Origin of the sequence: Streptomyces sp. NPDC003456, assembly GCF_042878735.1 — a bacterium.
In the GTDB taxonomy this organism is placed as follows: domain Bacteria; phylum Actinomycetota; class Actinomycetes; order Streptomycetales; family Streptomycetaceae; genus Streptomyces.
The window spans coordinates 971917-985019 of the sequence record NZ_JBIAOK010000004.1; the positions used below are offsets into that span (position 1 = coordinate 971917).

General features: G+C 69.6%; 17 protein-coding genes and 2 pseudogenes. 4 read left to right on the forward strand and 15 right to left on the reverse strand.

Annotated features, from left to right (window positions below; translation table 11 throughout):
- Positions 1–41 precede the first annotated feature (41 nt).
- Together frr and ACFYWG_RS20560 are read left to right on the forward strand one after the other, a co-directional pair.
- The gene (gene frr, locus ACFYWG_RS20555; RefSeq protein WP_006136598.1) at positions 42–599 is read left to right on the forward strand and encodes a ribosome recycling factor; all 558 of its coding nucleotides are present in this window, start codon (positions 42–44) and stop codon (positions 597–599) included.
- A complete protein-coding gene (locus tag ACFYWG_RS20560) occupies positions 599–1750 on the forward strand; it encodes a phosphatidate cytidylyltransferase (RefSeq protein WP_376332086.1) in 1152 nt (383 codons plus the stop codon). The genes frr and ACFYWG_RS20560 overlap by 1 nt, the downstream gene beginning before the upstream one ends.
- A 169-nt stretch (positions 1751–1919) precedes the next feature.
- Here ACFYWG_RS20560 and ACFYWG_RS20565 read toward each other — a convergent pair whose 3' ends face one another.
- The 14 genes and pseudogenes from ACFYWG_RS20565 to ACFYWG_RS20630 all read right to left on the reverse strand — a co-directional run bounded on the left by ACFYWG_RS20565 (position 1920) and on the right by ACFYWG_RS20630 (position 10800).
- Positions 1920–2096 carry a hypothetical protein gene (locus ACFYWG_RS20565; protein WP_376332088.1) on the reverse strand — a complete coding sequence of 59 codons (177 nt, stop codon included), beginning with the start codon at positions 2094–2096 and terminating at the stop codon, positions 1920–1922.
- Positions 2097–2406: 310 nt separating this feature from the next.
- The gene (locus tag ACFYWG_RS20570) at positions 2407–3426 is read right to left on the reverse strand and encodes a ParA family protein (RefSeq protein ID WP_389202619.1); all 1020 of its coding nucleotides are present in this window, start codon (positions 3424–3426) and stop codon (positions 2407–2409) included.
- Between the two features lie 208 nt (positions 3427–3634).
- Positions 3635–4864 (reverse strand): tyrosine-type recombinase/integrase, encoded by a 1230-nt coding sequence (locus ACFYWG_RS20575; protein WP_389202621.1) that lies wholly within the window; start codon positions 4862–4864, stop codon positions 3635–3637.
- Positions 4864–5060 (reverse strand): annotated as a pseudogene (locus ACFYWG_RS20580) (helix-turn-helix transcriptional regulator). The gene ACFYWG_RS20575 and the pseudogene ACFYWG_RS20580 overlap by 1 nt, the downstream one beginning before the upstream one ends.
- Positions 5057–6432, reverse strand: a pseudogene (gene repSA, locus ACFYWG_RS20585) (replication initiator protein RepSA). The pseudogenes ACFYWG_RS20580 and repSA overlap by 4 nt, the downstream one beginning before the upstream one ends.
- Positions 6425–6616, reverse strand: coding sequence for a hypothetical protein (locus tag ACFYWG_RS20590; RefSeq protein ID WP_389202623.1), 192 nt, complete (start codon positions 6614–6616; stop codon positions 6425–6427). The pseudogene repSA and the gene ACFYWG_RS20590 overlap by 8 nt, the downstream one beginning before the upstream one ends.
- A gap of 85 nt (positions 6617–6701) precedes the next feature.
- Positions 6702–7253 carry a GGDEF domain-containing protein gene (locus ACFYWG_RS20595; RefSeq protein ID WP_389202625.1) on the reverse strand — a complete coding sequence of 184 codons (552 nt, stop codon included), beginning with the start codon at positions 7251–7253 and terminating at the stop codon, positions 6702–6704.
- 93 nt (positions 7254–7346) lie between these two features.
- Positions 7347–7655: a SpdD-like protein gene (locus ACFYWG_RS20600; RefSeq protein ID WP_389202627.1), complete on the reverse strand. Its 309-nt coding sequence runs from the start codon at positions 7653–7655 to the stop codon at positions 7347–7349.
- A 19-nt stretch (positions 7656–7674) separates the two neighbouring features.
- Entirely contained in the window at positions 7675–7833 is a 159-nt protein-coding gene (locus ACFYWG_RS20605; RefSeq protein WP_184564812.1) for a hypothetical protein, read from the reverse strand.
- Positions 7834–7844: 11 nt separating this feature from the next.
- Positions 7845–8036: a mobile element transfer protein gene (locus ACFYWG_RS20610; protein ID WP_389202629.1), complete on the reverse strand. Its 192-nt coding sequence runs from the start codon at positions 8034–8036 to the stop codon at positions 7845–7847.
- Between the two features lie 22 nt (positions 8037–8058).
- Positions 8059–8727, reverse strand: coding sequence for a DUF2637 domain-containing protein (locus ACFYWG_RS20615; protein WP_389202631.1), 669 nt, complete (start codon positions 8725–8727; stop codon positions 8059–8061).
- Positions 8727–8885 carry a hypothetical protein gene (locus tag ACFYWG_RS20620; protein ID WP_389202633.1) on the reverse strand — a complete coding sequence of 53 codons (159 nt, stop codon included), beginning with the start codon at positions 8883–8885 and terminating at the stop codon, positions 8727–8729. Before ACFYWG_RS20620 ends, ACFYWG_RS20615 begins: the two co-directional genes overlap by 1 nt.
- A 200-nt stretch (positions 8886–9085) precedes the next feature.
- Positions 9086–10441: an FtsK/SpoIIIE domain-containing protein gene (locus ACFYWG_RS20625; RefSeq protein WP_389202635.1), complete on the reverse strand. Its 1356-nt coding sequence runs from the start codon at positions 10439–10441 to the stop codon at positions 9086–9088.
- Positions 10442–10443: 2 nt separating this feature from the next.
- Positions 10444–10800: a hypothetical protein gene (locus ACFYWG_RS20630; protein ID WP_389202637.1), complete on the reverse strand. Its 357-nt coding sequence runs from the start codon at positions 10798–10800 to the stop codon at positions 10444–10446.
- A 156-nt stretch (positions 10801–10956) separates the two neighbouring features.
- On the opposite strand from ACFYWG_RS20630, the gene ACFYWG_RS20635 reads away from it, so the two are divergent.
- Positions 10957–11688 (forward strand): XRE family transcriptional regulator, encoded by a 732-nt coding sequence (locus ACFYWG_RS20635; RefSeq protein WP_389202639.1) that lies wholly within the window; start codon positions 10957–10959, stop codon positions 11686–11688.
- Between the two features lie 28 nt (positions 11689–11716).
- Complete coding sequence (locus tag ACFYWG_RS20640) at positions 11717–12187, forward strand: NUDIX hydrolase (RefSeq protein ID WP_389202641.1); 471 nt, start codon at positions 11717–11719, stop codon at positions 12185–12187.
- On the opposite strand, the gene ACFYWG_RS20645 is transcribed toward ACFYWG_RS20640, so the two are convergent.
- Positions 12175–12735 carry an HD domain-containing protein gene (locus ACFYWG_RS20645; protein WP_389202643.1) on the reverse strand — a complete coding sequence of 187 codons (561 nt, stop codon included), beginning with the start codon at positions 12733–12735 and terminating at the stop codon, positions 12175–12177. The genes ACFYWG_RS20640 and ACFYWG_RS20645 overlap by 13 nt on opposite strands.
- Between the last annotated feature and the right edge of the window lie 368 nt (positions 12736–13103).

Sequence of the window (13103 nt, forward strand, 5' to 3'; positions counted from 1 at the left end):
GAGGAATCGCAGCCGGGCCTACTCACACGCAGGAGCAAGTGGTGATCGAAGAGACCCTCCTCGAGGCCGAGGAGAAGATGGAGAAGGCCGTCGTGGTCGCCAAGGAGGACTTCGCCGCGATCCGCACCGGCCGTGCGCACCCGGCGATGTTCAACAAGATCGTGGCCGACTACTACGGCGCGCCGACCCCGATCAACCAGCTGGCCTCGTTCTCGGTGCCGGAGCCGCGCATGGCCGTGGTGACCCCGTTCGACAAGAGCGCGCTGCGCAACATCGAGCAGGCGATCCGCGACTCGGACCTCGGCGTCAACCCGAGCAACGACGGCAACATCATCCGGGTGGTGTTCCCCGAGCTGACCGAGGAGCGCCGCCGCGAGTACATCAAGGTCGCCAAGGGCAAGGGCGAGGACGCGAAGATCTCGATCCGCTCCGTGCGCCGCAAGGCGAAGGAAGCCATCGACAAGCTGATCAAGGACGGCGAGGTCGGCGAGGACGAGGGCCGCCGTGCGGAGAAGGAGCTCGACGACACCACCGCGAAGTACGTCGCGCAGGTGGACGAGCTCCTGAAGCACAAGGAAGCGGAGCTGCTCGAGGTCTGATGAACGACTCTTCCTGGGGGGCGCCGCCACAGGCCGGGTACTGGGGGCCCACCGACCAAGGGCAGGGCCACGGGCCCGTGCACGGCCCCGGTCACGGGTACGTCCACGCACCCGGCCACGGACACGCCCCGGGAGCCGCTCCGGCGGGTCCCGCATACGATGCGTATGAAGCGCCTCAGACTCGCCCCATGCCCATCGTTCCCGGCGTGACCGAATCCGGCGGAAACCAGGACGACGACCGGGGGATCGCTCGGCCGAGCGGCCCCCCGGTCCGCGACGAGACCCACCCGGAGCCCATGCCCGACGCCTCGCAGCCGGCCCCCAAGCCGCCGAAGAAGAGCGCGGGTCGCGACCTGAGTGCCGCGATAGGGGTCGGGGTCGGTCTCGGCGCGGTCATCGTCGCGTCGCTGTTCATCGTGAAGGCCGTCTTCGTCGGCGTCGTCGCCGTCGCCGTCGTGGTGGGCCTGTGGGAGCTGACCAAGCGGCTCGACGAGCGCAAGGGCATCCGGGCACCGCTCGTGCCGCTCGCGCTCGGCGGGGCCGCGATGGTCGTCGCCGGGTACGTCCGGGGCGCCGAGGGCGCCTGGGTCGCCATGGCGCTCACCGCCCTGGCGGTCCTGGTCTGGCGTATGACGGAACCGCCGGAGAACTACCTCAGGGACGTCACCGCAGGCGTCTTCGCGGCGTTCTACGTGCCGTTCCTGGCGACGTTCGTGACGATGATGCTCACCGCGGACGACGGACCGCAGCGGGTCCTCACCTTCCTGCTGCTCACCGTCGTCAGCGACACCGGTGCCTACGCCGTCGGCTGGCGGTTCGGCCGGCACAAGCTCGCCCCGCGCATCAGCCCGGGCAAGACCCGCGAGGGCCTGCTCGGCGCGATGTCCTTCGCCATGGTCGCGGGCGCGCTGTGCATGCAGTTCCTCATCGACGACGGGGCGTGGTGGCAGGGCCTGGTGCTCGGCCTCGCCGTCGCGGTCAGCGCCACCCTGGGCGACCTCGGCGAGTCCATGATCAAGCGGGACCTCGGCATCAAGGACATGGGAACGCTGCTGCCCGGTCACGGCGGCATCATGGACCGGCTCGACTCGCTGCTGCCCACCGCTCCGGTGGTGTGGCTGCTGCTGGTGCTCTTCGTCGGCTCCGGCTGAGTCGCGGCCGTACCGACACTGTGGGCTCCCGTCCGGCAGGGCGGGGGCCCGCTGTCGTCGTGGCGGTCACGTCGTGGCGGTGCGGGCACGTGCCTGTGGTCTGTGAGTACGGCGGTGAGTGGTCAGTGCGGGCTTCCCCTGAGGCGCACAGCGTCCCCAGTGGCGCGGGTCAGGCCCCTTGCCGGCGCTCACCGGCGACGATGGCCACCGTGACGACGGCGAGGGCGGCCCAGCAGGCCCACATCACCCACACCACCGCCTGCGGACCGTGGGACACGGTGACCGCGGTGACCGCGACCAGGCTGGACGACGTGGACACGGCCAAGGCCTTGGAGGACGTCGACACGGTCCCTCCCTCCTCTGCGCAACCGGACAGCAGTAGTCGCATGCTCCCAGAAGCCTTCCCCCGGAGGACGGGCTTCGCCCCGCCCGGATCCCCGGGTAACCGCCCCCCACCCCGCTCCGGCCCGGTAACGCGAATCGATCTGCGACACTGGGAGAGTTATGCCTGCACCCGGAGAACTGATGTGCTTCGGGCACGAAGAAGCCCCCTACCAGCGATGTTGTCGCCAGTAGGGGGCTGTCTTATGCCCGATGGGCCGTCTCTGGGCCGTGCGCCAGAGCGCCCTGGGTATAGGAGCGGGTGTCGCCTGCCCTTAAAGTGCCGCGACAAGCTTCTGGGCGTCGATGACGCAGTTCTCCAGGTAATCCGCCTTTACTTGGACGCGATGCCCCATGATGTCCAGTTTGCCGGGCTTCTGTGCATAGAGGGGGCATCCGCGTGCCTGCGCGACCACGCCGGCGGTCTGGAAGTCGCGGATTTCGACGATGCCATCCTTGATCTTGTCGAAGGTGAACATGTCGGGGGTCGACGCCATGAGCGCTTCGACGTCCCGATCGATCGAGTGCAGCACCGCAGCGTAGGCGGAAGCGGCCCCCATGTACTGGGTGAGCCGGTTCTTGGCGATGACGTGCACCTCCGGAAGATCTCGTCCCGCGTCACGGAGGCGTGTGGCGAAGGCGTACTGCGTGTAGATGTCCGAGGGAAGCTTGAGGCCGTAGACCAGCGAGAATGCGTTCTGGATGGCACGACGCGACGAATCGTCCGCCATTACGGGCAAGATCAGCCTGTCGGCAGCGGAAAGCGCCACCTGCGTGTACATCGAGAACGAGGGGTTGGTGTCGATGAACACCGTGTCGTACTCGCCAGACACCGCTTCGAGCAGATCGCGAATCCAGTCGATGATGCGCAGCCACGAATTGGTGGTCGGGATCGACGTGTTCGCCAGTGCCGACATGGCGGTCGCCTGCATCTCCAGCAGCGGGTCGCCGGCGATCAGATCGATGTTGTCTGGGATTGCGTGGTTGTACTGACCGGGCTTCGAGATGTAGTCGGCGGCCACGATGGTCGGCGGGGCGTACGGGGAGGAGAGTCGCAACTCGAAGTATCCGCCGATCGTGCGACGTCGCGGCTCCCCCTGTCGCGCAAGAAGGATCTCGCTGCCACGGAAGGCGAGCCCCCCGTACAGCAGCTCAGAGAGGTTCGCCTGCGGACAGACGTCGAGCACGAGAATGCGCTCGTGGGGGTTCCTATGTGCGTATAGGGAGAGCGTCTGAAAGCACAGGCTGGTCTTGCCGGTGCCTCCCTTGTTGTTCCAGAAGGCGTAAGTGGTCATGGGGTCCCATCGTCTCGGCCGCGCGGACAGTAGGGACATCGTGATGTCCATTTTGGACTTTGTCAAGGTTGAATGGGACGCTTCCTGGCTCTGTCGGTGCGGGACAGTGACTCAGACGCAGCCGGAGACCTGATGGCCATCGGCTTGAGGAAGCCCCCTACCAGCGATGTTGTCGCCGGTAGGGGGCCGTCTTGTGCCTGGTGGGCCTTCAGGGCTGCGCCGTGCCGAAGACGTCGTCCAGGGCCCGGCGGGCTCGCTCGCTGCTGCTGGGCATCAAGTGGGCGTACACCCGGAGGGTCATCGCCGGGTCGGAGTGCCCCAGGTATTCGCTCACGGCCTTGATGCTCTCGCCCGCGTCCAGGAGGACCGAGGCGTAGAAGTGGCGCAGGGCGTGCATACCGTGCTGCCGGGCGGAGGCGTACGGCTTCCCGGGCTCGGGCGTCGGGATGAGGCCGGCGGCCGCGAGGGCGGGCTTCCACTCCTGGATGTTGAAGTTGCTTCGCCAGACGATGCCGTCGGCCGTGTTGGTGAAGATCAGGCGCCGTTCGATGAGCGGGCCGTCCGGCCTGCCCCACGGCAGTTTGATGGCCACGGGCGGGTAGCGATCCATGTGCCGGCGCAGGGCCGAGGCGACCGAGGACGGCAGCGGCACGTCACGCTCCTTGTTGCCCTTGGGCGGAGCGAAGACCGCGACGCCCCGGATCAGCTTGACCTGAGTGGTGACCCGCAGGGTGTCGCTGTCGAGCTGCAAGGTGTCTTCGGCCAGGCCGATGATCTCGCCCTGTCGGAGGCCACAGCCGCTGCCCACGTCGACCATGGCTCGGTAGCGCTCGGGTAGGGCGTCGCGGACCGCGAGCACTTGAGAGGGGAGCCACGGCACGACCCGGGCGGTCGAGACGGCCGGTGGGCGGACAGATGCCGCCGAGCATGGGTTCCGGGCGAGGTGGCCGTCGTCCACGGCGGCCGACAGCACCGCACGGACGTTGGCGTAGATGTTGCGGGCGTAGGTGCCGCCTATCGAGTCGTTCTCCAGGTCGCGCACGAACTCGCGGATGTGGACCGGGCGGAAGGACCCGAGCGGACGCGCCCCGATGCGGGGGAAGGCGTGCAGGCGGAGACGGGTTTCCACTCCGATGCGGGTGTTCAGGTCGGTGGTCTGGCCGGCGATCCAGCGTTCCGCGTACTGCTGGAAGGTGATGCGGGCGGCCTTGGGGTCGACGTAGTGGCCACGGGTCATGTCGGCGGCCGTCTCGGCCAGCCACTCTTCCGCCCGGCGCTTCTGGCGGTCGGGGAAGGACCGGCTCTTCTCGGTGCCGTCCGGCCCGACGTACCGGGCCCGGTAGCGGAGCCTGCCGTAGCGGTCCGTCTTCACCTTCACCGGCTTGCCGTCCGGGCCTGCCTCGGTCTTGTACCAGCGATCCTGCACGTGCCCAGCCATCAGGCGGCCACCTCGGTCAGACCGTCGACCCACTGGCGAAGCCGTGCGGGGTCGTAGCGAAGATGCCGGCCGACCCGGAAGGCCGAGGGCCTGTGCGCTTCCGCCGCCACTGATACAGCGTCTCGACCGGAACACCGAGCAGCTCGGCGACGTCGGCCGGGGTCAGGTACCGCTCAGGAAGGGTGCGGACGGTCATGCGGCGACTCCTTCCAGAGCCAGGTCTTGCAGGGCTTCACGGGCGGTTTGGCGGTTGAGTTGGAGGCCGCGGGCGATGGTGGCGGCGAGGACGGATTCGCCGGGGGTGTGGCCGTGACCCGCGTACTGCCAGTCGGCCAGGACCAGGACGGTGTCCGGCTCCTGGTCGTCGAGTCCGAGAGCGGCGTGCTCCTGGGCGGCGCGGTATTCGGCGCGGGCCTGGCGGAGGGCGCCGAGGGTGGTGGAGTAGCGGCGGGACTTCGAGGAGAAGTGGCCGCGGAAGCCGAGCATGTGAGCCCAGGCCCACAGGCGCCGGTCCGGGTACAGCGGGTCGAGTAACTTGCACGCCTCGATGAGGCGTCGGGTGTGGTCCGGGACGCCGTGGCGGTCGAGTTCGGACAGTTCACCGATGCGGCGGTCGAGGGTGCCCGTGTTCTCGGCGGCCTTGGTGGCGTACTTGGCGACGTAGGAGGCGACGGCCTGTTCCGTGATGTCGGAGCCGTCCCCGAAGGCCCTGATCGGTCGGACGTCGAGCTGTCGGCCCCAGCGGAAGGTCCGGGCCGGTTGGTCGGCGACGGCCGGGACGGAGACCGAAGTGTAGGAGTGCGCGGCAGCGGCCCGGATCGCGTCGGAGAGGAGATCGACCGTGGCCCAGGTCGGTGGCGGGGAGCCAGGGCCGTCCGGTCCGTCGAGGCGGATCACGGCGTGGAAGTGCAGCGCACCCGCTTCTGGAACTCTGCGACCTTGCCGTACGACAGCCGGGCCGATGTCTTCAACTCGCGCTGAGAGAGGCCGGCGCGGGCGGCGACTTCCCGGCGGAGCCGATTCGTGAAGCGTTGCCAGAGCTGTCCGGCGTGGTTGTTGAACAGCACCGTGCCTGCGTAGTCGTACGTCTCCGGGTCGAGGGCCGTGCCGAGGGCGGGATCTTCGGGGGTGTGGCGGGTGCCGCATCGGCAGACGCCTCGGTCCGGGCGGTTGTGCACGCGGCCGAACGAGGGTGCGGTGAGGGTGGCGAAGACGCGGGGATGGTCGCGGATGGTGGCAGGGATGTCGCGGCGGTCGTCCCCGGCGAGCCCGGCGCGTATGAGGTGGTAGGTGTCGCCCGCGTACGTCCAGGCGCAGGAGGGGCAGCGGGAGGCTCGGCGGTTGCCGCAGGCGAGGCGGAGCCGTCCGCCCGGTTCGCCCTCGGTGGAGTAGTGGTGCAGGGTCTCGCCGGTCGTCTTGTCCTTGTGCAGGACCCAGCCGGTCAGGTGGATGGGGTCGGCACAGCCGCCGGTGCGGCGGATCTGCTCGTGCCAGCGGTGGTAGTCAGAGGCCGAAGCCACCCTCAGCAGGTCGCCGAGGGTGGCACGGTCGAGCAGCTGCTCAGGCACGGGCGCCCTCCCGGTCGGGGCGGGTGCGGGTGCGGGTGACGCCGAGGCCGTCGCAGGCCGGGCAGTGGGCGGTGATGGTGCGCAGGTGGCCACGGTGGTCGCGGCCGCCGAGGGTGACGGCGACGGAGGCGAAGCCGTCGCAGGCCGGGCAGATCCTCGGCGGGGGCGAGCTGTGGTGGGCCATGATGGTGGTTCCTTTCGATTGCGGTTGGAAGGAACGGCCCCGGGTGGCGGCGTGCTTGGCGGCTTGTGCGCCACCCGGCGGCCTCTCAGCGAGTGGTGTGGGAGCCCCGGCGGATGCGGCCCTTGGCCGCGTACATGGCGGCGTCGGCAGCGGCGAGGGCGTCCGTCAGGAGGGGCACCGGCAGCTCCGCCACAGGGCAGAGGCCGACTGAGGCGGCCAGCGGGAGGGACGTCCCGTCATAGGGCAGCGGCCGGTGCAGCGCTGTCGTGAGCGTGTCGAGGTCGGCGGCGGCCAGGTCCCGGATCACGGCGACGAATTCGTCCCCGCCCAGGCGGCCGGCGGTGCCGTTGTGTCCGCACCAGGCGCGCAGCCGGTCGGCGGTGGCGACGAGGGCGGCGTCCCCGGCGGCGTGGCCGTGGGTGTCGTTCAGGGTCTTGAAGTGGTCGAGGTCGACCAGGAGCACGGCCGCGTTCGGGTGCCGGCGGATGAGGTGCTCCGCCCGGGCGGTCCATCCGGCGCGGGTGTGCAGGCCGGTGAGCGGGTCGCGGCGGGCGCAGGCGAGACGGCGGGTGAGGATGCCGCCGTGCACGGCCCAGCCCAGTAACGGCACGATGCTCGCGGCTATGTGCAGGTCCATGGCGTTGCTCCTTGGCGATGGCGGTTGGCTGACGGAACCCGGTCCCAGGAGCGGCGGCGTGCTTGGCGGCTTGTGCGTCGCCCCTGGGACCGTTCAGCGGCGGTGCTGCGAGGAGATGAGCGAGCGGATCACCACGGCGCAGACGGCGACGGACGCGCCGGTGACGGCGACGGCCAGGAGCATCGAGACCAGGACGGCGCCGACGACCAGGACCACGGCCGCACCAGCACCCACCAGAGCGAGAGCTGTACCGGGGGTGAGCTGGATCGTCGGGCGGGTCGACGCGGTCGGCGCAGCGGCGGGCGTCGGGTGGTGCTGGACCACGGTGGTGGGATCGACGACGGTGGGCGGGGTGATGAGTCCGGTCGGGCTGGGCATGGTGGGGATCTTCGGGCGGAGCATGGCGGTTCTCCCTTCGGGGCTACTTGCTTAGGGCGGTGTCGATGGCGGGGGCCAGGACGCTGTCGGCGAGGAGGTATCCGCCGAGGAGGAGGACGGCGACGAGCCACCAGGGCGGGCGGAGGAACTTGACGCCGAGGTAGCCGACGACGGCGAGGGCGAACCAGAGGGGGACCTGCACGGCGGTGTCTCCTAGCGGACGCGGCAGCGATGGGTGCGGGCGGCGAGCTGGGCGGCACTCTGGCTGGAGTAGTCGGCGGACCAACCGCAGCGGTCGGCGGTGCAGACGGCGGCGTACTTGGTCTGGCCGTGGCGGTCGCGGTGGGTGCCGATCTGCACGGGGCCGATCCGCATCACGGAGTGGAAGTAGTCGCGGGCTGGCATGGCGGATGGTTCTCCTTCCGGGTCAGGCGAGCTGGGCGGCGATGGCGTCGGCGAGGTGGGGCGGGACGCCGAGTCGGGCGCGCAGGGTGTCGGTGTCGATCGGGGCGCCGGTGCGGTCGCGGTAGTCGGCGGCGACCTTGCGGGCGTGGTCGATGAGGACGGCGGGAACCGCGGGCGGAGGGTCGGCGGGCGGAAGCGCCGGCGGCTCCTCCAACGGGGCCGGGGCGGGCTCCGGGTCCGGCATGGGTTCGGGGGCCGGTTCGCGGTCGTCGGCGAGATCGGGTTCCGGGGCCGCGGCGGGTGCCGAGGCATCCGGGATCCGGTGGTCGCCGGAGTGTGCGAGGAGGGTTCCGCCGAGGAAGGCGAGCGCGGGCCATCCGGCGATGCCGAGGCGGAGCAGGGCAGGTGGGTCGGCCAGGTCCAGGAATCCGGCGGTGGCGACGTTGGCGCCGAGCGAGGCGAACAGGGCGATGAGGAACCAGCACCAGGCCAGCCGGGACGGGCCCTCACTGCGGAGTCGTCGCCAGGCGGCGACCAGGAGCAGGTCGACGCTGACCGGGTAGGCCCAGGCCTTCCAACCGTCCTGTCCGGCAGCGGCGGCCAGGTCGTGCAGGTGGGCGAAGGACAGAGCTCCGGCGATGACGGCCTGGACCAGGACGGCGTCGACGCGCAAGCTGTGACGGGCGGCCATCAGGACACCTCCCCGGTCGGCGGTTCGGGGAGTGAGGCGGCCAGGGAAGGGTTGACGGCGTCCACGAATTCGAGGTCAGCGCCGGTCGTGTCGGCGTAGAGGGCGAGCTGGCCCAGGAGCAGGACCGTGCGGGCGAAGTCCTCGCAGTCGGGGCACATGACGGGTCAGTCCTCCGGGGTGTCATCGGCGGGCGCGTCCTCGTACCAGGGACAGTCGCGTTCGTCGTGGTCGATGCCGGTCTCGGCGCCGTCGAGGTCGCCGCAGTGCTCGCAGAACATCGAGGGCTCTTTCTGTGATCAGGCATGACGGGGTGGGGACTTGGCGCGAAGGCGGTCGCGCCGACCGGGAAGAGGTCGTGTCAGGCCGTGGCGGGAGCTGTCTTGGACAGCGGCACCGGGGTCTCAGCGGGGACGGTCAGCTCGGGGCGGAAGGCGGCCAGTTGGGGCAAGTCCGGGGTGCGGTCGGCGTGCCGGTTGCAGGTGTTGACGGTCTGTCGCAGGGAGGTGTGCGGGGCGCGGATGCGGTGCCAGCCACCGGTGGAGTCCCCGGCGATTGCCAGCCCGCGTGTCTCTGCGGGGATCTGGATGGCGGCCAAGACGGCGTCCGGGGAGATGTCGCCGAAGGCCATGTTGGCGCTGGTCTCGTCGTTGACGCGGTGGGCGGTGCGGCCGGTGAGCTGGGCGCGGAGCATGGTGATGCCCTTGCCGAGTTCGGAGCCGAAGCGCTGCCCGCAGATCTCCAGGTAGATGCCGGCCGCACGGCCGAGCTGGGCGAGGCGGACCAGTGCCGTGATGATGCGGTCGCGCCGCTTTTCCTCGTCCTTGCTGGCGAACAGGGCGAGTTCGGCGACCTCGTCGACCAGGACCACGACCGGGACGGGACGGATGTCGTCGGGCAGGTCCCAGATGTCGGCGGCTATCTCGGCGTCGGGCACGGCGGAGGTGATGCGCTGCTCAGCCCGGATGAGCTGGTAGACGCCTTCCATGCGGGACACGAGCGCGTCGAGGAGGTCGGCGGCGGTGTCGGGGTTGTCAGCGAGGGCGGAGAACCGACGGGCCAGCGGGAACAGCTCCACCCCCTGTTTGCAGTCGATGCCGACCAGCGCGACGTCCATCGGGGCGAGCCCGGCGACCAGGTTGCGCTGGTAGACGGACTTGCCCGACTCCGTGGCTCCGAGGGTGAGGGCGTGCGGAACGGCACGGTAGTCGCGGTAGTGCACCGAGCCGTCCTCGCGCAGGGCGACCGGAACCCTCATGGGGCGGGCGTCGACCTTGGCGGGCATCTGCACACGCTTAAGGACGTCATAGCCGGTCATCCTCACTTCCACGACACCCGAGCGCACCTCACGCGAGGTGACCCCGTACATGGAGAAGGAGTGGCGCAGCCGGTCCGAGGCGGCGGCCACGTCGAAGGCGTCCTGACCGGGGCGCAGTCCCAGGCGCAGGACCAGGCCGGTACGGGTCGGCCGGAAGCGCAGGATGCGCGGCGGGCGGGAGTCCGGCACGGGCCGGTTAGTGACCCGGGCCAGAGCCAGGCGCCAGCGCGGGGACGGGACCGTCAAGCCACAGGCGTCCATGACGGAGGCGTAGCGGACCAGGACCCGCAGCGAGGCGAGGGTGACGCCGAAGGTCATCCAGTACCAGGCGGGGCGCCGCCACCGCAGGAGACCCGCAGCGGCGACGACCAGCACCAGAGCGACCGTGAAGGCGGTCATTGTCAGGCCGCCTTCGAGTTCGCGGCAGCGGCGGCCAGCGAGGTGACGGCGACCGCGCGGAAGGCGATGCCGTGCCGCTTCTGACCGTTGAAGTCGTTCTCCCACGGCCGGGCGATCAGACCCGTGAGCGCGACCGGCGTGCCCATGGTCAGCTCACCGGAGATGCCCGGCTCGGGGACGGTGATGGAGAGGATCTCCCCCTCGTCGTTGGCCGCGAGCATCACGTCGACCGTCATCAGCTTCGCGCCGGACTCGACGTCCATGGCGATCTCACCGGTACGGCGGTCCTTGACCTTGGGCTGCGGGGTCTTGGCGACCATCACGGTCGCGGCGGAGGTGTCCACGGAAATCTGACGCATCGTCTTGTCTCCTGCTGTGGTGGGTGCTTGGCCGACGTCCCGTCGGTGAGATCAGGAGACCGCGAGAGGGGGTGGACGCATCACGGCCCGTATGGACGTTTAGGGACGTCTGAGCTACCGTCAAAACGTCCCTACGGGTCCCTAGGAGGGAACACCATGGCGAACGAGCGTCTGCGGGCTGCAATTTCGGCGAAGGGCGAGACGATCCAGTCCGTCGCCGAACACGTCGGAGTCGATCCCAAGAGCGTCGAGCGCTGGATCACCACCAACCGGACTCCGCACCGGGGGCACCGCTGGAAGGCCGCGAGCTTCCTCGGGGTCGACGAGGTCTACGTGTGGCCGTCAGTCGAGAAGCAGGCCGAGAAGGCGAGCGCGTCGGAGCTGATCACGTACTACCCGCACCGTGGTGCCGTGCCTGCCCCGCTATGGTCCTCCCTGATCGAGAAGGCGACGGACCAGGTCGACATCCTGGTGTACGCGGGGTTGTTCCTCTTCGACAGTCACCCGGACCTGCCGGACCAGTTGGCCGAGAAGGCGAAGGCCGGCGCCCAGGTCCGCATCCTGCTGGGCGACCCGGACTCCGCGGCCGTGCGCCAGCGTGGCGAGGAGGAGGGGATCGGTGACGACCTGGCGGCGCGAGCGCGGATAACTCGCCGGTACTTGCAGCCCGCCATGTCGACACCCGGCGTAGAGATCCGGCTCCACGACACGATCCTCTACAACTCGATCTACCGGTTCGATGACGACGTGCTGGTGAACCTCCACGTGCTCGGAGCTCCCGCCGGGCAGAACCCGGTGATGCACTTCAAGTACCTGCCGGGAGCTCGGACGTTCCGGCACTACATGCGGAGCTTCGACTACGCGTGGGACCAGGGCCGGAAGGCATAATCGGCTTCCGACGTGCGACGCTGAACGCATGGCACGCGTCGACTACTTCAACGATCCGAACGCCCCGAAGGCGAACAGCCTCGTCCCCTCCGTGACCGCCGTGGCCCGCAACGAGGCCGGTGAGGTCCTGCTGATTCACAAGACCGACAACGATCTGTGGGCCCTACCCGGAGGCGGCATCGACCTGGGTGAGTCAGCACCCGACGCGGCTGTACGCGAGACCAGGGAAGAGACCGGCTTCGACGTCGAGGTGACCGGCCTGGTCGGGATCTACACGAACCCCGGGCACGTCATGGCGTACGACGACGGTGAGGTCCGCCAGCAGTTCTCGATCTGCTTCCATGCCCGCATCGTCGGCGGCCAGCTGCGGACGAGCAGCGAGAGCAAGGAAGTGGCGTTCGTCGATCCGAGCAGGCTGGACGAGCTGAACATCCACCCGTCGATGCGCATGCGGATCGAGCATGGGTTGACCGACCGGGCCGAGCCCTACATCGGCTGAGCGGCCATTCGGTCGAGGGTTCGCTCGACGGCGGCCTGGAGGTATGGACGCGCCTTGCTGATCGCGTTGTGCACCTCACTGCCAGGCTCGTAGCGGACGAGGATTTCGTCGATGCGCGTGTCGAAGGGGAAGGACTGTCCGGCGGGGCCGGTCGTCATATCGGCGAAGATCAGTGCGTCGAGGACGGGGGAGTCCTCCCGCTCGTAGACGGCCAGCTCTGCCGACAGGCCGCGCTGCTCAGCTTCGTACACGGCCCCGGAGTGGTGAGCGACCAGCCGCACGAGACGCGCCGGCGCACCCAGTGCTTCCAGGTGACGGGCACCGTCGAGGGGATGGAACCCGGTCTCGCGCAGCTCGGGGGCGTATCCGATGTCATGCAGCCATGCTGCGGCGACGAGGAGATCCCGGTCAGTCTCGGACACAGCCGCGGAAGCCTCACGCGCCCGATCGGCCACAGCCTGAGTGTGAAGCCAACGATTGCCGAGCTGGGGAAGCAGAGACTCGGCGAGTTCGGCCGCTCCCTGAGGCGTGTCCAGTGCAGAAGGCATGCAAGGAACGGTAGCCGAGACGAGCGGGGAGCCGACAGGCCACGATCGAGCGACTCGATCATGGGTGCGGTACAACTTTCCCTACTTCATCAAGGCCCGCGCACGGCGCGGGCGCGCGCCGCCTCTGCGGCGCGGCCTGCCTCCTGTCTGCGCCCCGGCTGGCCGCGCCCGGCGGCGCGCTCGGCGACTGCGGGCACCTCGTGGGGGAGAAAACCTCTGTGGCTGGGGCGGTCGGCTCCACGGCTTTAGGCAGCCACTTTAGGGCGAGCCTCTAAGATCATGGCCCCAACGTCGTGCTTTAGCGGGCAGGTCCACAGACTGCCCGACGCGCCGGAAGCTTACGGGGCCATGATCACTCGCCCCAAAGC

Excerpts from the sequence above, each read along its gene's own strand:
- ACFYWG_RS20560 (WP_376332086.1), top strand. The coding sequence starts at position 599 with ATGAACGACTCTTCCTGGGGGGCGCCGCCACAGGCCGGGTACTGGGGG.
- ACFYWG_RS20570 (WP_389202619.1), bottom strand. The coding sequence starts at position 3,426 with ATGACCACTTACGCCTTCTGGAACAACAAGGGAGGCACCGGCAAGACC.
- ACFYWG_RS20575 (WP_389202621.1), bottom strand. The coding sequence starts at position 4,864 with ATGGCTGGGCACGTGCAGGATCGCTGGTACAAGACCGAGGCAGGCCCG.
- ACFYWG_RS20590 (WP_389202623.1), bottom strand. The coding sequence starts at position 6,616 with ATGGCCCACCACAGCTCGCCCCCGCCGAGGATCTGCCCGGCCTGCGAC.
- ACFYWG_RS20595 (WP_389202625.1), bottom strand. The coding sequence starts at position 7,253 with ATGGACCTGCACATAGCCGCGAGCATCGTGCCGTTACTGGGCTGGGCC.
- ACFYWG_RS20600 (WP_389202627.1), bottom strand. The coding sequence starts at position 7,655 with ATGCTCCGCCCGAAGATCCCCACCATGCCCAGCCCGACCGGACTCATC.
- ACFYWG_RS20610 (WP_389202629.1), bottom strand. The coding sequence starts at position 8,036 with ATGCCAGCCCGCGACTACTTCCACTCCGTGATGCGGATCGGCCCCGTG.
- ACFYWG_RS20615 (WP_389202631.1), bottom strand. The coding sequence starts at position 8,727 with ATGGCCGCCCGTCACAGCTTGCGCGTCGACGCCGTCCTGGTCCAGGCC.
- ACFYWG_RS20620 (WP_389202633.1), bottom strand. The coding sequence starts at position 8,885 with ATGTGCCCCGACTGCGAGGACTTCGCCCGCACGGTCCTGCTCCTGGGC.
- ACFYWG_RS20625 (WP_389202635.1), bottom strand. The coding sequence starts at position 10,441 with ATGACCGCCTTCACGGTCGCTCTGGTGCTGGTCGTCGCCGCTGCGGGT.
- ACFYWG_RS20630 (WP_389202637.1), bottom strand. The coding sequence starts at position 10,800 with ATGCGTCAGATTTCCGTGGACACCTCCGCCGCGACCGTGATGGTCGCC.
- ACFYWG_RS20635 (WP_389202639.1), top strand. The coding sequence starts at position 10,957 with ATGGCGAACGAGCGTCTGCGGGCTGCAATTTCGGCGAAGGGCGAGACG.
- ACFYWG_RS20640 (WP_389202641.1), top strand. The coding sequence starts at position 11,717 with ATGGCACGCGTCGACTACTTCAACGATCCGAACGCCCCGAAGGCGAAC.
- ACFYWG_RS20645 (WP_389202643.1), bottom strand. The coding sequence starts at position 12,735 with ATGCCTTCTGCACTGGACACGCCTCAGGGAGCGGCCGAACTCGCCGAG.